Source organism: Streptomyces griseus (assembly GCF_900460065.1).
In the GTDB taxonomy this organism is placed as follows: Bacteria; Actinomycetota; Actinomycetes; order Streptomycetales; family Streptomycetaceae; genus Streptomyces; species Streptomyces griseus.
Genome location: NZ_UAVD01000029.1, coordinates 594,246 through 611,097, shown reverse-complemented (window position 1 = coordinate 611,097; position 16,852 = coordinate 594,246). Strand labels below are relative to the sequence as shown.

Annotated in this window: 16 protein-coding genes and 1 riboswitch; of the genes, 8 read left to right on the top strand and 8 right to left on the bottom strand. The window is 72.3% G+C overall.

The features are described from left to right. Positions 1 to 19: 19 nt before the first annotated feature. On the top strand, positions 20 to 1,099 hold the full coding sequence (locus DTB53_RS22525; RefSeq protein WP_012377821.1) for an NAD(P)H-dependent amine dehydrogenase family protein: 1,080 nt from the start codon (positions 20 to 22) through the stop codon (positions 1,097 to 1,099). Beyond that, the gene (locus DTB53_RS22520; RefSeq protein WP_003964340.1) at positions 1,096 to 1,575 is read left to right on the top strand and encodes a carboxymuconolactone decarboxylase family protein; all 480 of its coding nucleotides are present in this window, start codon (positions 1,096 to 1,098) and stop codon (positions 1,573 to 1,575) included. Before DTB53_RS22525 ends, DTB53_RS22520 begins: the two co-directional genes overlap by 4 nt. Before the next feature lie 69 nt (positions 1,576 to 1,644). Here the strand turns inward: DTB53_RS22520 and DTB53_RS22515 are convergent, their stop codons facing one another. Then, positions 1,645 to 3,288, bottom strand: coding sequence for a GMC oxidoreductase (locus DTB53_RS22515; RefSeq protein ID WP_012377822.1), 1,644 nt, complete (start codon positions 3,286 to 3,288; stop codon positions 1,645 to 1,647). A gap of 164 nt (positions 3,289 to 3,452) precedes the next feature. Then, a complete protein-coding gene (locus DTB53_RS22510) occupies positions 3,453 to 4,295 on the bottom strand; it encodes a transglycosylase SLT domain-containing protein (RefSeq protein WP_012377823.1) in 843 nt (280 codons plus the stop codon). Between the two features lie 3 nt (positions 4,296 to 4,298). Further along, a riboswitch (cyclic di-AMP (ydaO/yuaA leader) is annotated at positions 4,299 to 4,457 on the bottom strand. A gap of 483 nt (positions 4,458 to 4,940) precedes the next feature. Here DTB53_RS22510 and DTB53_RS22505 point away from each other — a divergent pair. Next, entirely contained in the window at positions 4,941 to 6,302 is a 1,362-nt protein-coding gene (locus tag DTB53_RS22505) for an FAD-dependent oxidoreductase (protein ID WP_012377824.1), read from the top strand. A gap of 16 nt (positions 6,303 to 6,318) precedes the next feature. Here the strand turns inward: DTB53_RS22505 and DTB53_RS22500 are convergent, their stop codons facing one another. Further along, on the bottom strand, positions 6,319 to 8,853 hold the full coding sequence (locus DTB53_RS22500; RefSeq protein ID WP_042495446.1) for a SpoIIE family protein phosphatase: 2,535 nt from the start codon (positions 8,851 to 8,853) through the stop codon (positions 6,319 to 6,321). A gap of 160 nt (positions 8,854 to 9,013) precedes the next feature. Next, entirely contained in the window at positions 9,014 to 9,631 is a 618-nt protein-coding gene (locus DTB53_RS22495) for a hypothetical protein (RefSeq protein WP_012377826.1), read from the bottom strand. A 242-nt stretch (positions 9,632 to 9,873) separates the two neighbouring features. Between DTB53_RS22495 and DTB53_RS37895 the strand changes: the two genes are divergently transcribed. Continuing rightward, complete coding sequence (locus tag DTB53_RS37895; RefSeq protein WP_042495448.1) at positions 9,874 to 11,376, top strand: helix-turn-helix domain-containing protein; 1,503 nt, start codon at positions 9,874 to 9,876, stop codon at positions 11,374 to 11,376. Between the two features lie 97 nt (positions 11,377 to 11,473). Next, positions 11,474 to 12,478 (top strand): PHP domain-containing protein, encoded by a 1,005-nt coding sequence (locus DTB53_RS22485; protein ID WP_012377828.1) that lies wholly within the window; start codon positions 11,474 to 11,476, stop codon positions 12,476 to 12,478. A gap of 116 nt (positions 12,479 to 12,594) precedes the next feature. Here DTB53_RS22485 and DTB53_RS22480 read toward each other — a convergent pair whose 3' ends face one another. Then, on the bottom strand, positions 12,595 to 12,786 hold the full coding sequence (locus DTB53_RS22480; protein ID WP_003964348.1) for a DUF6381 family protein: 192 nt from the start codon (positions 12,784 to 12,786) through the stop codon (positions 12,595 to 12,597). 312 nt (positions 12,787 to 13,098) lie between these two features. On the opposite strand from DTB53_RS22480, the gene DTB53_RS22475 reads away from it, so the two are divergent. After that, positions 13,099 to 13,281, top strand: a complete 183-nt coding sequence (locus DTB53_RS22475; RefSeq protein WP_003964349.1) for a DUF6480 family protein — start codon at positions 13,099 to 13,101, stop codon at positions 13,279 to 13,281. Beyond that, positions 13,278 to 13,949 carry a hypothetical protein gene (locus DTB53_RS22470; RefSeq protein ID WP_012377829.1) on the top strand — a complete coding sequence of 224 codons (672 nt, stop codon included), beginning with the start codon at positions 13,278 to 13,280 and terminating at the stop codon, positions 13,947 to 13,949. Before DTB53_RS22475 ends, DTB53_RS22470 begins: the two co-directional genes overlap by 4 nt. Before the next feature lie 140 nt (positions 13,950 to 14,089). On the opposite strand, the gene DTB53_RS22465 is transcribed toward DTB53_RS22470, so the two are convergent. Next, positions 14,090 to 14,269, bottom strand: coding sequence for a hypothetical protein (locus tag DTB53_RS22465; RefSeq protein WP_003964351.1), 180 nt, complete (start codon positions 14,267 to 14,269; stop codon positions 14,090 to 14,092). Positions 14,270 to 14,345: 76 nt separating this feature from the next. Then, on the bottom strand, positions 14,346 to 14,735 hold the full coding sequence (locus DTB53_RS22460; RefSeq protein ID WP_003964352.1) for a hypothetical protein: 390 nt from the start codon (positions 14,733 to 14,735) through the stop codon (positions 14,346 to 14,348). Positions 14,736 to 14,822: 87 nt separating this feature from the next. Between DTB53_RS22460 and DTB53_RS22455 the strand changes: the two genes are divergently transcribed. Continuing rightward, positions 14,823 to 15,188, top strand: a complete 366-nt coding sequence (locus DTB53_RS22455) for a DUF779 domain-containing protein (RefSeq protein ID WP_003964354.1) — start codon at positions 14,823 to 14,825, stop codon at positions 15,186 to 15,188. Between the two features lie 43 nt (positions 15,189 to 15,231). On the opposite strand, the gene DTB53_RS22450 is transcribed toward DTB53_RS22455, so the two are convergent. Continuing rightward, positions 15,232 to 16,821: a hypothetical protein gene (locus tag DTB53_RS22450; RefSeq protein ID WP_012377831.1), complete on the bottom strand. Its 1,590-nt coding sequence runs from the start codon at positions 16,819 to 16,821 to the stop codon at positions 15,232 to 15,234. Between the last annotated feature and the right edge of the window lie 31 nt (positions 16,822 to 16,852).

Sequence of the window (16,852 nt, the reverse complement as noted above, 5' to 3'; positions counted from 1 at the left end):
CCGGGGCTACCCTCCGCGCATGATTCCCACGGTTGTCTGGGGTACCGGCAACGTCGGCCGCGCGGCGATCCGCGCCGTCGAGGCCCATCCGGCACTGACACTCGCCGCCGTCCTCGTGCACGATCCCGCCAAGGTCGGCCGCGACGCGGGCGAGCTCGGCGGGGTCGGGCGCATGCTCGGGGTCGCGGCCACCGACGACGTCGCGGCCGCTCTGGCGGCCCGCCCCCGGGCGGTGGTCTACGCGGCGTCCGGCGACATACGTCCCGATGACGCGCTGGCCGACATCGGCCGGGCGATCCGGTCCGGCGCGGTGGTCGTCACGCCCTCCCTCTATCCGCTCTACGACCAGCGCAACGCCCCGGCGGAGCTCCGGGACCCGGTCCTGGCCGCCGTCGCCGAGGGCGGCGGCTCGCTGTTCGTCTCCGGCGTCGACCCGGGCTGGGGCAACGACGTGCTGCCCCTGCTGGTCAGCGGTCTCGGCACCGAGGTGGACGTGATCCGCTGCCAGGAGATCTTCGACTACTCCACGTACGAGCAGGAGGAGTCGGTGCGCCATCTGATCGGTATGGGGCACCCGATGGAGTACGAGCCGCTGATGCTGGCACCGAGCGTTCCGACGATGGTCTGGGGCGGTCAGATACGCCTGATGGCGCGGGCGCTGGACGTCGAGGTGGACGAGATCCGCGAGACCATGGACCGTCGGGCGCTGGAGTCCACGGTGGGCACCCGCACGATGGGCGAGTTCGCGGCGGGCACGCAGGGGGCCGTGCGCTTCGAGGTACAGGGCATCGTGGGCGGCGTGCCGCGCATCGTCATCGAGCACATCACCCGGATCCACCCCTCGTGCGCCCCGGACTGGCCGTCCCCGCCCGACGGTGTGGGCGCGCACCGGGTGGTGATCGAGGGCCGTCCCCGTATCGAGGTGACGGTGGAGGCTTCCGACGAGGACAAGAACCGGTCGGCGGGCGGGAACGCCACGGCGGTCGGGCGGCTCGTCTCCGCCATCGACTGGCTGGTGGACGCGGAACCGGGCCTGTACGACGCACTCGACGTTCCCCTGCGGCCTGCGGTCGGCAGGCTGGGAAGGAGACCTGCATGATCATCGACATTCCCGAGGGTCAGGAGCCCATCGGTTACGTGTGGGGGGAGATGGTCCCCGGCATCGGCATGGCCGCCGCCACCTTCTCGATGTCCGTGTACGAGCACACGACGCTGGGGCTGCGGGAGTTCGAGGCGGCCAGGCTGCGGGTCGCGCAGATCAACGGGTGCCTGTTCTGCCTGGACTGGCGGACCGAGCGGGACGGGGCGAAGGTCGAGGAGGAGTTCGCCGGGGCGGTGACCGAGTGGCGTACGACCGACGCCTTCGACGAGCGGACCCGGCTGGCGGCGGAGTACGCCGAGCGGTACACGCTCGACCACCACGGTCTGGACGACGCCTTCTGGCAGCGGATGACCGCGCACTACAGCCAGGCGGAGATCGTGGAGCTGACGATGAGCATCGGCTCGTGGCTGGCGTTCGGGCGGCTCAACCATGTGCTGGGGATCGACGCGGTGTGCGTTCTGCCCGGTCACTGACGGAGTCCGGGGCCGCCGGGTTGGCACTCCCGGCCCCGGGCTCTCCGTGGGGCGCCCGCGGGACAGCCCTCAGAGGTCGGTCGCGATGATCCGTTCGATGTTGCGCTCGGCGAGCGCGGTGATGGTGACGAACGGGTTGACGCTGGTGTTGCCCGGGATCAGCGCGCCGTCGATGACGTACAGACCCGTGTACCCGTGCAGTCGGCCATAGTTGTCGGTGGCCTTGTCCAGGACCGCGCCGCCGAGCGGGTGGTAGGTGAGGTGGTCGCCCCAGATCTTGTGGACCCCGAAGAGGTCCGTGCGGTAGATCGTGCCCTCCTTCTGGTTGATCTTGTCGAAGATGGTCTTCGCCGCATCGATGGACGGCTGCTTCCACGCCGTCTGCCAGTCCAGTTCGGCCTTCCCCGCCGCCGCGTTCCAGGTGAACCGGGCGCGGTGGGGGTTCTTGGTAATCGACAGGTAGAACGAGGCCCACGTCTCGATCCCGGTGGGCAGCGGGGCGACCTCGGCGAACGCGCCGCCCGCGTCCCAGTTGTCGATCCCGCCGGTGGGGATGGAGGACTGCACCTTCCCCGTCGGGTCCCAGAGGTGGTTGGCCCGGCCGCACATGACGTTGCCGTTGTCGCCCCAGCCCTTGCCGATCTCGTCGTTGAGGAGGGGCAGCGCACCGGTGGCCTTGAGGCCGACGAGCAGCTTGCTGGTGCCGACGCTGCCCGCGGCGAAGAACACCTTGTCCGCCGTGACGGTCTTGGTGGCGGTGGTCTGGCCGGCGGTGTTCAGCTGGTCGATGAGCACCGTGTAGCCGCCGCCCGGGGCCGGGGTGACCCTGGTGACCTTGTGGAGCGGGGAGATGGTGACCCGGCCGGTCGCCCTGATCCGGTCGATGTAGGTCTTCTGGAGCGACTTCTTGCCGTAGTTGTTGCCGTAGAGGATCTCGGCGTCCAGCGCCGACCTGGGGACGGTTCCGGCCGCCTCCTGCTTCATGTAGTCCCAGTCGTAGACGGCGGGGACGAAGAGGAAGGGGAAGCCGGAGCGCTGGGCGTGTTTTCGGCCGACCCGGGCGTACTGGTAGCAGTCGACGGAGTCGAACCAGGCGGGATCGATGGTGGTGACGCCCAGTCCGCTGTTGGCGCGGGGGTAGTAGGTGCTGTACATCTCCTGCGCGTTCACCGTCGGGAGGATGGCTCCGAAGTTCTCCCGGCGGGGGGTGACGGCCATGCCGCCGTTGACCAGGGACCCGCCGCCGACGCCCCGGCCCTGGTAGACGGTGATCCCGGCGAACTCCTCGGCGTCCAGGATGCCGGTGTAGCGGTTGACGGATCGGTCGATGGGGAAGCCGAGGAAGTTGCTCAGCGGCTGCTTGGTACGGGTCCGCAGCCAGAAGGAGCGGTCGTCCGGCCTGGTGGTGTTGGCGAAGATCTTGCCGTCCGCGCCCGGCGTGTCCCAGGCCATCCCCATCTCGACCATGTGGACGTCCGTACCGGCCTGGGCGAGCCGGAGGGCGGCCACCGAGCCGCCGTATCCGGTGCCGATGACCAAGGCCGGCACCCGGGCCCCGGAGCCGATCGGCGCTGCCGCAGCCCGGACGGTCGCCCAGGCCGGTGCGGTGTGCCCGGCGATCGCCGCTCCACCCAGAAGAGAACCTGTTCCTGTGATGAACCTTCTACGCGAGACACCCTGAGTCCCGCCCTTGTGCACGGTAGTGTCGCCCATGTGACACTCCTCACTCTCGACAGAGTGAAACAGGTTCTACTGTCGATCGCCTGGTAAGTCACTAGAAACTTGGGGGTAACTTCCCGGCGGACCCGAGCAGCCCCGTACGCCCGAGGGGCCCCGGACCATGAGGTCCGGGGCCCCTCGGGCGCGGTCGCGGCGGATCAGTAGGCGCCGAAGACGTTGTCGATCGAGCCGTACCGGTCCGCGGCGTAGTTGCACGCGGCGGTGATGTTGGCGACCGGGTCGTAGCTGTCGGTCGAGGTGCCGGGCACGTGGTAGGCCTGGAAGGTCGGGTCGATGACCTGCAGCAGACCCTTGGACGGGGTGCCCTTGACCGCGTTGGAGTCCCAGTTGTTGATCGCGGCCGGGTTGCCCGAGGACTCGCGCATGATGTTGCGGTGGATGCCCTCGTAGGTTCCGGGGATGCCCTGCTCGGCCATGATCGCCAGGGACTCCTTGATCCAGCCGTCGAGGTCGTTCGTGTACGTGACGGCCTTCTCGGCGGCCGGAGCGGTCTTCGCCACGGGGGCGGCGTCGATGCGCTCCGAGCGGTCGGCGCGGTCGGCCTCGGCGCCGCGCGCGGCGGACGGAGAAGCCTTGGCGGCCTTGTCCGCCGTACCACCCGAAGAGGCATCGGCCACGGTTCCGAGAGTCAGCTTGATACCGGGGTGAATGAGATCGGGATTCGCTCCGATGATCTTCCGGTTGCCTTCGTAGAGCTTCTCCCAGCCGCCGCTGACGGAATATTCGCGGGCGATCTTGGAAAGCGTCTCACCGGCCGCGACGGAATGCTGGGCGGGCGCGGCCTTCGCCACGGAATTCGCCGGGGCCACCGCGGCGGGCGCCACGGACTGCTGCGGCGCGGCGGTGGGCGCGGGTGCCGCGAAGGCACTGGTGGCGCCGATCACCGGGAGGGCGAGGACGGCTCCGCCGGCGGTCACGGCGGCCAGGCCGCGACGCAGCGAGGTGGACGGGGAACGACGGTGCTTACCCTGTGCGGGCATGGGGGATTTCCTCTCCGGCGCCTGCGAGGTGAGCTGTCGGGTTCAGACGGGAGATGTCTGGCCGCACACTCGTGCGACTTCACCCCAAGCCGTTCCGGTTACGGTTCGGCGACTTACCTGGGTCCCCCGCTCCTGCCGTACGTGAGTGGGTTTCGGATTCCCGGACGGCGGCAGGATTCGGCGTTCCATCCGGATTGACGGTGACCGTAGGCGAGAAATGCCGAACAGAACAAGCCCCGCATTCCGGATTCCCCTTTCCACCCAAGATCGAAAGGCGGAATTTCCGGATCGGCTCCATCCGTCACGGCGTCAACTTTCCTCGCGCGGAAGGGAACCGATGCTTCCGCTCAGCCGTCCGCCCGCGCGGACGTGACGCTCACCACTCCCTCACGATCATGGCGAAAACGAGGTCATGCAAATACCCCAGCAGCCCCAATAAGCCCTTTATGGAGCAGGATTCCTAAAAGAAACAAATCGCCCATACCGACACAGATAAGCGGACCAATCGGACACTCTAGGCGGGGCCGGTCGAGGGGCCCGCGGGACGATCGCTTACGGTGTGCGGTGGAGATTAGTAAGCCAACCCTTACCTCCGACGTACGCTGTACCTGCCCGCGTTCGCCCGCCCCGAAGGATCACCACGCCATGACACGCCCCGTCCGCGTCGCCATTGTCGGAGCCGGCCCCGCCGGTATCTACGCTGCGGACGCGCTGCTCAAATCCGAGGTCTGCCAGGACCCGGGGGTCTCCATCGACCTCTTCGAGCGCATGCCCGCGCCCTTCGGTCTCATCCGCTACGGCGTGGCACCGGACCACCCGCGGATCAAGGGCATCGTCAAGGCCCTGCACCAGGTGCTGGACAAGCCCCAGATCCGGCTCTTCGGAAATGTCAGCTACCCGCACGACATCGGCCTGGACGATCTGCGGTCGTTCTACGACGCGGTGATCTTCTCCACCGGCGCCGAGGCCGACCGGGCGCTCGACGTCCCCGGCATCCAGCTGGACGGCTCCTACGGCGCGGCCGAGTTCGTCTCCTGGTACGACGGGCACCCCGAGGTACCGCGCACCTGGCCGCTCACCGCGGAGAAGGTCGCCGTGCTCGGCGTCGGAAACGTGGCCCTGGACGTGGCCCGCGTGCTGGCCAAGACGGCGGACGAACTGCTGCCCACCGAGATCCCGGACAACGTGTACCAGGGCCTCAAGGAGAACAAGGCGCTGGAGGTGCACGTGTTCGGGCGGCGCGGCCCGGCACAGGCCAAGTTCAGCCCGATGGAGCTGCGGGAGCTGGACCACTCCCCCAACATCGAGGTCATCGTCAACCCCGAGGACATCGAGTACGACGAGGGCTCCATCGCGACCCGCCGGGAGAACAAGCAGGCCAACATGGTCGCGCAGACCCTGGAGAACTGGGCGATCCGCGACGTCGGCGACCGCCCGCACAAGCTGTTCCTGCACTTCTTCGAGTCCCCGGTCGAGATCCTCGGCGAGGACGGCAGGGTCGTGGGACTGCGCACCGAGCGGACCGAGCTGGACGGCACGGGCAACGTCCGGGGCACCGGGCAGTTCACGGACTGGGACATGCAGAGCGTCTACCGCGCCGTCGGCTACTACTCGGAGGAGCTGCCCAAGCTCCCCTTCGACGTGGCTTCCGGCACCGTGCCGCACGAGGCGGGACGCGTGATCGCGGGCGACGAGCACATGGCCTCGGTCTACGTCACGGGCTGGATCAAGCGCGGGCCGATCGGTCTGATCGGTCACACCAAGGGTGACGCCAACGAGACGGTCGCCTGCGTCCTGGAGGACCGGGCCGCCGGTCGGCTGCCCGAGCCGGCCACGCCCGCTCCGGAGGCCGTCGAGGCCTTCCTGGAGGACCGCGGCGTCCGCTACACGACCTGGGAGGGCTGGCACCGGCTGGACGCCCACGAGCAGGCGCTGGGCGCGGCCCAGGGCCGTGAGCGGATCAAGGTCGTGGAGCGCGAGGGCATGCTGGACGCCTCCGGCGCCTGATCGGGCGGACGTACCCCTAGGAGGCCGGATCCGGCGCGCCCGCCGCGCGCCCCGGATCCGGCCTCCTGAACGTCCGCCACAGGTCGGGCCCGGGCGCCCGGTCCTTCCGCAGCCGCCGGACCGCCCGGGTCCCGGCCCACCGGGAGGCGAGCAGGAGCGCGATGTCGTCGGGGCGGTCGGTGGCCGCCCTGGCCTCTCCGATGACCTGGTCGGCCGTCTCCGCCAGGGGGACGGCGCCGATGTGTTCGACGGTGGCCCGCAGCCTCTCGATCCCCTCGTCGATGTCCGTCCCCGGGCGCTCGATCAGCCCGTCCGTGAACAGGGCCAGCATCGCCCCGGGTTCGAGCCGCATCTCGGTGACCGGGTAGGACGCCTGCTCATCGATCCCGAGCACGATGCCGCCGGGCAGGTCCAGCACTTCCGTCCGGCCGTCGGGCCTCCGCAGCACGGGCTGCGGGTGACCCGCCCGTACAGCGCGGGCCACTCCGGTCAACGGGTCCAGGGCGATGTAGCAGCAGCTCGCGAACTGCCCCGGGTCGAGGTCGATGAGCAGCCGGTTGGTGCCGCTGATCACCTCCTGGGGGTCGTAGTTGTTGAGCGCGAACGCCCGCACCGCACTGCGCAGCTGGCCCATGGTCGCGGCGGCGGCGACACCGTGGCCCTGGACGTCGCCGATGACGAGGGCGAGTTCGCTCCCGGTCTCGATGACGTCGTACCAGTCGCCGCCCACGTCCATGCCCTGGGTGCCGGAGAGGTAGCGCCCCAGGGTGTCCACCCCGTCCACCTCGGGCAGCCGGTGCGGCAGCAGCGCGTTCTGGAGTCCGCGGGCGAGGGCCGACTCGCTGTCGTAGCGCTGGGCGCGCTTGAGGGCCTGGGCGATGAGTCCGGCGAGCGCCGTCAGCACCGTACGTTCCTCCGGGCTGAAGCCGCGGGGGCGGTCGAACCCGAGGATGCAGGAGCCGACGGGCCGCCCCGAGGCGATCAGGGGCAGGAACGCGCGCGCCCCGACGTCCGTGTCGATCGGGATGCCCGGATAGGCCTCGGCCAGGCGCTGCATCGACTCGAAGAACATCGGGCGGCCCGTGGTCAGGGTCTCCACCCCGGGAATGCTGACGTCCAGCTCGACCCCTTCGAACCGGTCGAGGAAGCCCTTCGGGAACCCCGTCTCCCAGGCCAGGTGGAGATGGCCCTCGTCCAGCAGGTAGATGGCGAGCTGACGGCCGCCGAACGCGGGCAGCAGCTCCTCCGTGACCACCTCGGAGACCTGGCGTGCGGTGACCGCCTCGGTCAGGGCGATGGCGAGGGCCACCGGCCGGTACAGGGCCGATGAGCGGTCGGCGGTCGAGCCGATGCCCAGGCCGGGCGCGGTGACCGAGCCCGGCGTGTAGTCCGGGCGGTCGGTGCTCTGGAGGACGACGCTCACTCCGTCGTGGCCCGGGTACAGGGACACCGACAGCCAGAGCGAGGGCGGGCGGCGGGCGAGGAAGTGGACGGGCTCGTCGGCCATCAGGGCGGCCCGGTAGTGGTCCTCGTAGGCCTCGTGCCCGAACCACGGCAGGGCCTGCCACACCACGTGGCCCACGAGCTCCTCCCTGGAGTGGCCGAGCAGCTCCTCGGCGAGACCGTTCGCGTAGGTGATGCGGCCCAGCCGGTCGAGGGAGAGGATGCCGCGCGGCAGCCGGTCGGCGGCCTCCGGCACGACGGGTCCCGCGCCGAGGTCGACCAGGAAGCCGCTCAGACGGCTGGCGGACGCGTCGCCGTCCGGGTGCGTCCAGCGGCCGGACAGCTCCAGCAGGTGCGACCGGCCGTCGGGGCCGCGCAGCCGCATCCGCCGCACGACCGGTTCGGCCGACTCCACCGTCTGACGGGCCAGCGCCCACAGCCCGTACACGTCCTCCGGGACCAGCCGTGCGGCGAGCGCGTCGACGGTGCCCGGGAAGGCGGCGGGTTCGAAGCCGAGGATCGCGCAGAGTTCGTCGTCGGCGGTGACCTTCCCGGAGTGCAGGTCCCAGTCGAAGCGGCCGACCCGGACCGGCGGCGTGGCGGCGGCGGGCAGTTGCACGGGGACCGGCTCGGTCTCCCACACGCAGTCGACGCCCCGTTGGTCCAGATCGGTGAGCGCGTCACCGAGCCGGTGCCCCAGGCGGTGCAGGCGGTCGCCGTCGGCGGGGGCGACGGGCCGCCCCGGCGTGGAGGCCCGCAGGATCGCCAGCACGCCCATGCTTCCCCGGGGCCCGGTGATCGGCACCCACAGCGAACCGAACGGGAACGGCAGTCCGGCCATCAGCTGCGGGAACCGGCGCATCGCCTCCTCCGCGTCGGAGAGCAGCACGGGCCGCCCCGAGCGGTAGGCCTCGGACACCGGGAAGGGCCGGTTCACCTGCATCCGCCACCAGGGCCGGAACAGCGGGCCCGGCAGTCCGGCGAGCACCGCGAGGCGCAGGAGCCCGGGCGTCCGGCTGCGGAGGTAGACGCCCCCCGCGAAGCCGTCGCTCGACTCGACGGCGCTGACGAGGCCCTGCGCGAGTACGAGGGACAGTTCGTCGGGCACGCGGCCACCCTCGTCTCCCCCGGCCGCGGCCCCGTTTCCGGCGGGCGGGGGATGCCGGGGCGTTTCGTGCCGGGTCACACAGCCAGCATGCTCCCGGTGCGGGGTACCCCGCACCTCCGGCGACCGGCCGCCCCCCGACGGTCGGTCGCCGGAGGAGGTCTCAGTACAGCTTGGCGACGGCGGTGCGCGTCGTGTTCGTGAAGCCCTCCAGGGGTGCGCCGTCGAGTTCGCCCAGCTGTCCCCACTCGACGACGGTCACGGCCCTGCCGTCGCGGCCCACGGAGTACAGCCCGATGTCGGTGGAGCCGACCTCCGGGTACGACGTGTCGATGCTGTAGACGTGCGCGCCCTCCTCGATGTCGACACGGCCCTGGTAGAACGCCTCCCCCTCCAGGCCCGGGTTCTGCTCCTTCAGCCGGTCGAGGCAGGTCTCCAGGGCGCTGCGCAGTTCGGCGGCGAGCGCCTTGGCCCGGGCGGTGGTGGGGGCGAGCGTGATGGTCTGGCGGGCGCCGGTGTCCAGTTCGGTGCGGAAGTCCCGGTGGCGGGTGCCGGACGCCGGGGCGATGCCCGCGGTGCACACCGACCCTTCCGCGGGCGTCCCCTGGCGTACGGGACCGGCGGTCCAGGGTGTGGCGGATGCGGGCAGCTGGCCCGCGCTCAGGAACTTCGGCTGGACGGGAGCGGGGGCCGGCGCCGCCGCGGCGGGCACGGGGGCCAGTGCGGTGACGGCCAGGGCGGCGGCGGCCGCGGTCAGGACTGCGGTGCGAAGGGTGCGCATGATGAGGTTTCCCCGTTTCGGATGGTGCGGTCAGGTTGGCCGTACGGCGCCGCGCCGAGGTGTACGGAGCCCGCTGAGGGCCCTGCGGCGGCGGTACGGGAACGAGCCCAAGACTGGGCCGCCGCACCGGAGGCGGACAAGCGCGACACGGCTTCCCGCCGGGCTGGAACCGTCCCACCCCTGGTGACGTGGGTGTTCTCGGGGGGCTGGAACGCCCTGGAACGGCTGTGGGGAGGTCGAGCGTGACGGGTGGGGCCGAGGGGTCCGCACGGGTGGTGCTGGCGGAGCGGCTGAGCGCGCTGCGGGAGCGGTCGGGCCGGACGTACGCGTCGCTGGCCCGTCGGATCGGGGTCAGCGGCTCGACGCTGCACCGGTACTGCACGGGGCGGACGGTGCCCGCGGAGTTCGCCCCCGTGGAGCGGCTGGCCCGGCTGTGCGGCGCTCCGGCCGGGGAGCGGGAGGCGTTGCACCGGCTGTGGATCCTGGCGGACCGCGAACGTCTGGATCGGCAGGCGGCGGAGGGCGGAGCCGAGGGGGAGGCGGACGCCGCGGCTGAGGCGACGGACGTCGGGCCGGTGGACGGCTCCGCCGGGCGGCGGGCGGCGGGGCCGCACGCCTCCGGGGCCGGTCCGTCCGGCAGTGCCGGGTCCGGGACGCCGCCGTCCGCATTGCCCGGGCCCTTGGGCCGCCCGGGCCCTCGCCCGGGGCCGGGCCCCGCCGTCGGGCGGGTGGCCGCGATCGGGAGCGGGACTCCCCGGGGGCCGGCGTCCCGGTCGCGTCGGGCACGCCGGTACGGTCCGGGGCTCGGCGTGCTCGCCGCCGGGGCGCTCGCCGTCGCCCTGGTCGCGGCCTTGGGCGGGACGTCGCCCCCGGCTCCGGACCGGGGCCCGTCGGTGGCCCAGCGGCCGGGCGGGCCCCCGTCGGGCAGCCCGGATCCCTCGGTCTCCGGCTCCCCCGCGCCCCGCACGCCGCGGGCAACGGCCGGCGGGACCGACCGCGCGACGCCCTCGGGCGGCACCGGGCCGGCGACCGTGCCGCCCGGCGTCGAACAGCGCTCGAAGGCGCTCCCCCGGGCATCCGGGGGCTCACCGAGCGCGAAGGCGGGCCGTGTGCCGTTCACCTGGAGCGCGGACGCCCACGTCTGGAAGAACGGCTGTGACCACTCCTACCTCCTGGACCGGGTGCCGACGGCCGTCCCGCCGCCCCCGGTGGAGGCGGACGCGGAGTCCTGGGCCGGAGCGCTCGGCGCGGTGCACGCGGGCGAGGCCGGTGTCCGGATCACGTTGCAGGGCCGGGACGAGCGGGCCGTGGTGCTCGAAGCCCTGCGGATCCAGGTGGTCGAGCGCCGTTCACCGGCGCCGGGACGGGTCTACCGGATGAGCTCCGGCTGCGGGGGGTCCCTCACGCCGAGGATGTTCGACGTGGACCTCGACGCGCCCCGCCCCACCGCCCGCCCGGTCGCGGGCAACGACTCGGGCGAGCCCATCGCCGCGGTCTCCTTCCCGTACAGCGTCTCCGTCACGGATCCCGAGGTCCTCCTGATCACGGCGCGCGCGGTCGGCTGCGACTGCGACTGGTACGCGGAGCTGACCTGGAGCAGCGGGGGCCGGTCCGGCACGGTGCGCGTCGACGACGGCGGACGGCCCTTCCGTACGAGTGGGACGGGGGGACGCCCCGTGTTCGACTACGACACGGCCACCGGGCGCTGGGTGTCCGTGCCGGATGCCGGGGAGGCCGCGTCCTGAGGCCGCGGGGCGGCGCGGAGGCGGCCGGGGCCCCAAGCGCCCATCCTGGTGGGGCGGGCGGACTGCCCGGCGGACCGCGCTCCTGGTGGAGGTGCCGATGGACCCCGTCACCGCCCTGCGGCGGATCGCCTTCCTGCTGGAACGCTCCCAGGCCGCGACCTACCGGGTGAAGGCCTTCCGTACGGCCGCGGCGGCCGTGGAGGCGATGGCCGCCGGGGAGGCGGCGGAGCGGGTGGCCGCGAAGTCCCTGGAGCGGGTCGCCGGGATCGGGCCGCGCACCGCGGAGGTGATCCGCGAGGCCCTGGCCGGAGAGACGCCCGGGTATCTGGAACGGCTGGAGGCAGAAGCCGCCGTGCCGCCCGTCGAGGGGGGAGAGGATCTCTTCGCCCGGCTGACGGGCGACTGCCATCTGCACTCGGACTGGTCGGACGGGGGCAGTCCGATCGAGGAGATGGGCCGGACGGCGGCGGAGCTGGGGCACGCGTGGGCGGCCCTCACCGACCACTCGCCCCGGCTGACGGTGGCCCGCGGCCTGTCGCCGGAGCGGCTGCGGGAGCAGCTCGCGGTGGTGGCGCGGCTCAATGAGGAATGGGCGCCGTTCCGGCTGCTGACGGGGATCGAGTGCGACATCCTTCCGGACGGCTCGCTCGACCAGGAGGACGGACTGCTGGAGCGGCTCGACGTGGTGGTGGTCTCCGTCCACTCCAAGCTGCGGATGGACCCGGCCCCGATGACACGGCGGCTGGAGGCGGCGGTGCGCCATCCACGGGCGCGGGTGCTCGGCCACTGCACGGGACGCCTGTTGTCCGGGCGCGGCCGTCCGGAGTCGCGGTTCGACGCGGACCGGGTCTTCGCGGCCTGTGCCGAGGCGGGGACGGCGGTGGAGATCAACTGCCGTCCGGAGCGGCGGGATCCGCCCCTGCGGCTGCTGCGCGCCGCCGTGGCGGCGGGTGCGCTGTTCGCGATCGACACGGATGCGCACGCCCCGGGGCAGCTCGACTGGCAGCGGTCGGGGTGCGCCCGCGCCGAGGAGTGCGGGGTGCCGGCCGACCGGGTGGTGACGACCTGGAGCGCGGACCGGCTCCTGGAGTGGGCCCACTGATCGTGTCCGGGGCACGCGGTCGCCGTGCGCGGGAGGCGGCGGCCCTGGCCGCGCGGCCGCCCGCCCCGGAGGTACGGCGAGTCCTCCGGGAACGGGCGGGCGCGCGCGGGGCCGGGCTACTTCTCCGGGTAGATGTCCCCGGCCTCCATGGCGCTCTGCTGTTCGCTCCGGTCCCGGATCGTCCGGGATTTCCTCTCCAGCCGCTCGCGCTCGTGCGGGTCGCTCGCGTGCTTCGCGGCCTCCGCTAGCTGCTGGGCCTTCTCACGCATCTGCCGAGCCAGGTCGGCGGGTTCGTTCGAACCGCTCATCACCACTCCTTGGACGCTGGGAACCTCCGGGCCTGTCCGGGATCGGGGCCGGACGTGCCCCCGTCCCCAGCGAATCAGCGACCGGTCGTCTCCGCATCCCGCACGGCCTGTGCTCCCGCGCCGGAATCCGGGTGTGCTCCGGCCACCGCGTCGGCGGTGTGCCCCGGACGAATTGGTGGAGCGACCTCCGTCCCGCTGGAGCCGCCCGTAAGCCTCACCCTGAAGTCGAGGGTGAGGCTTGCCTCTGCCTGCCGTCGGCCGGGGGGCCGGGGACGGCGTGCGCGGGGGCCGGAACGGAGAGACCCTGGACTCATGGCTGTTCTACTGAATCCCCCAGGAGAGACACCGCCGGCCGAGGGTTCCATCGGGGAGGCCCACGAGGAACGCCCGGACGGAGGGCTGTGGGAGCACCCCGCCGTCTGGACCTCCCTGATCGTGATCGGCGCGCTGATGGTCGCCGGATTCTTCCTCGCCCGGATCTTCGGGCTCGGATGAGCCGCGAGGTGTCCGCGTCGGCGCGCCGGATCACCGACGCGCTGCTCGACGGATACGGGCGGACCTACGCACAGGAGGCGGGGATCCGGCTGCGCGACACCCCGCAGCCGCTCTACCGGCTCCTGGTGCTGAGTCATCTGCTGAGTGCCCGGATCCGGGCGTCGATCGCCGTGTCGGCCGCGCGGGCGCTGTTCGCGGACGGCCTGCGCACCCCGCGCCGAATGGCCGGGGCGTCCTGGCAGCAGCGGGTGGACGCGTTGGGCGAGGGCGGCTACCGGCGCTACGACGAGCGGACCTCCACCCAGCTCGGGGAGGGCGCCCGTCTCGTCCTCGACGTCTGGAAGGGCGATCTGCGCCGCCTGCGCGCGGAGGCGGACGGCAGCGCGGACGCGGTGTGCGACGGGCTCCAGCGGGTCCGGGGCATCGGGCCGGCCGGGGCCGACATCTTCGTGCGCGAGGTACAGGACCTCTGGCCGGAGACCGGGTTCCGGGCCGGAGCGAAGGGCCTCCGCGGGGCCGAGAAGCTCGGCCTGCCCACCTCCCCCGGCGCACTGGCCCGGCTCGCGCCCGACGGCGGCCGGGCCGCGTTCGCGGCGGCGTTGGTCAGGGCGGCCCTCGACGAGGAGGTCGTCAAGACGGTCCGGGAAAAGGCTCGCGCCCCGAGTTGAGCCACGTGCCGCCCGCGCGGCGTCCCGGTCGGCAGTGCTTCGCCGGGCGGGGCCGGGACGGGAAGCGCGCGGATGCCCGTGCCGTACACGACGACACGGGCACCCGGGGCCGCAGGTGACGGCAGGGGCATCCGCGGTTCTCAGCGGTCGGAGGCCGCCCGCGCCGCGCGTGCCAGGGCCTCCTCGCGGCGGGCCTCGGCCTGTTCCCTCCTGCCCTCGGCCTTCAGCCGCTCGTTCTCGAGGGCGATGCCGTCCGATTCCTTGATCATGCCTTTGAGCCTCCGCGCCTTGGCGCGGGCTATGTCGGTGCTCTTTCCCACAGCTGCCTCCATGCCGCGAGGGAGATACGCGCTTTCCCCCTCCACTATGCATACCCGGGCGGCGGAACGCAGGCCCCTACAGCAGGGGATTCTCGTCGTCGTCCGGTCCACCGCCCTCGACCCGCAGCGCGAGGTCCTGGAGGACGTCCGCCGACGACACGTCGGTCTGCCCGGAGTCGTGGACCTGGGCCAGCATCGTGAACGCGAGGGTGAAGGCGCTCACGAGCTGTTCGACCGCACCGCCGACCTCGCGCCCGACGACGGTGACCACCTCCTCCACGGAGAAGTCGTCGGGGATGGCGATGTGGGGCATCGTCTCGTTCAGCAGGGCGGTGACGGCGCCCGCTCCCGCGTCCAGATCTTCCCGTTCGAGGTCCGCCTCCAGCAGACGCTGCATTTCGCGCGCCTCTGTGAGGATGCCGATCACGCGCTTCACGACTTCCCGTTGCTCCATGGCCGCGAGCATAGGGCGTGCAACCCGGTCGCAACCTCCGGTCGGGTTGACTCGCGTCCGGTTGTCGCGGTGTCGCCGTAACCGAGAAGGGGCAGGTCCATGGAGCGTGACCCGAATTCTCCCGCCGTCGAGCTGACGCCCGCCGCGGCCGGTCTGCTGCGGCGGCTGCGGGCGGACCACGGCCCGCTGATGTTCCATCAGTCGGGCGGCTGCTGCGACGGCAGTGCGCCCATGTGCTATCCGGCCGGTGAGTTCCGCACCGGGAACGCCGACGTGCTGCTCGCGGACCTCGCCGTCGAGGGAATGTCCGAGAGCGTGCCCTTCTGGATGTCGCGGAGCCAGTACGAGGTGTGGTCCCACACCCGGCTGATCGTGGACGTGGTGGAGGGCCGCGGCAGCGGGTTCTCGCTGGAGGCTCCGGAGGGGGTGCGGTTCCTCATCCGTTCCCGTCTGGTGGACGGCTGAGGAACCGCACCGCCGCGGGACGGCCGGGGAACCGCACCGGCGGTCAGGAGGTGTCGCGCACCGCGACGATGCCGTTGAAGACGCCCGCGTAGGCGGTGCCGTCGGGGCCAATGGTGAGGGGCGCCCAGTTGTTGTCGTAGGCGGGTCCGGTGCCGGTGAGCGTCCGCCAGCGGCGTTCACCGGTACGGAAGTCGACGGCGGTCAGATACCAGGCGTCGACGCCGAGGACGTTGGGCTCCTTCTCGTAGAAGTAGAGCAGCCCGTTGGCCGTGGACAGCTTCGGCACGGTGGAGGGCGAGCGGACGGCGCTCTCCCACACGGTGTCGCAGCCGCTGCCGTCGGGGCGCACGTCGATGCGGGTGACGCCGCCGACGACACTGCGGCCGAGCAGCAGCGAGGTGGGGTTCTCGTAGCCGTAGTTGTTCTCGACGACGAGGCTGTCGCCCCAGCTGATCAGCGAGTTGTCGGTGGTCGACTGCCCGTGGCCGAAGACCGGGACCGAGCAGACGAGGCGACGGTCGGCGGGGACGTCCGCGCCCCGGCGGAAGACGAGGACGTTCATCCGGTCGTCCGCGTTGTCGGTGATCGCGACGTACTGCTCCGCGGTGCCGAACAGGTCGGGGGTGGTGCCCGACCCCTGGTTCACCGAACCGGGCTTGGTGCCGGTGCCTCGGTCGTACGTCTGACGCCACCCGATCCGCGGAGTGCCGTCCGGGCCGGCCGTGAAGCTGTAGAGGGCGTGGTCGGAGACGATGGAGACCGCGTTCCGGTCCACGGAGAACGAGTTCTGGATCTCCTCGCCGTCGAGCCGGACGGACCGGACGGCCGAGGTGCCCGGGTCGACCGTCCCGACCCGGCCGAGCCGGGTGACCCACCAGATCCGGCCCTGCCAGTCGGGCATCACGGACGTCACCGGGTCGCAGGTGCCGCTGGGGAAGAGGTTGGTCCAGGACACGCAGTCGTGCGGGACGTGCCCGGTGAGGTCCCAGTCGTCCTCGACGACGAATTCCCACCGCCCGTCGGCGCCCTGCCGGTGGGCGATGCGCAGGACGTGCTGGCGGGAGTCGGCGAGGACGACCCGGTCCTGGTCGTCCAGGTAGAAGTAGGCGCCGCCCGAGGTGTCCTTGAAGATCCTGGCGAAGTCGAGCCGGGTGATCGCCTCGACGGTGGACGACCGCTGCGGCAGCTTGTACTCGGCGAGCGTGTCGAGGGTGCGCGGATCGAGCAGTTTGAGCAGGAAGCCGGTGAACGTCCCGCAGACCGTGATCAGCCGGCCGGCCGCGTCGAACGTCGCGGTGGCGCACTCGCCGCCGACCGGGGCGATCTTCTCGCTGGTCACCTCGGGGCTCCGGCCGAGCGGTCCGGTGTAGGGGTGGGTGCCGCTGCCCGCCGCGTCCGCGTGCATGCCGCTGCGCCCGTTGGGTGCGAGGAAGGGGTGCTGCGGGGGCGCCTGTCCGGGGACCGGCGACGCGGTGGCGGGGGCGCCCTCGTACCCCGCGACCAGGCGGTGGCCGGGGGCTCTGGGGATCTCGTCTGCCAGTGCGGGGGCCGTGGGCCCGGCCAGCGTGAGCGTGGCGGCGGCGAGGGTCAGGGCCAGGGCACGGGCGAGCGCTCTGCGGTACGGCGGGGGCATCGGGCTCCTCGGTTGCGGACGGGGGTCGCGC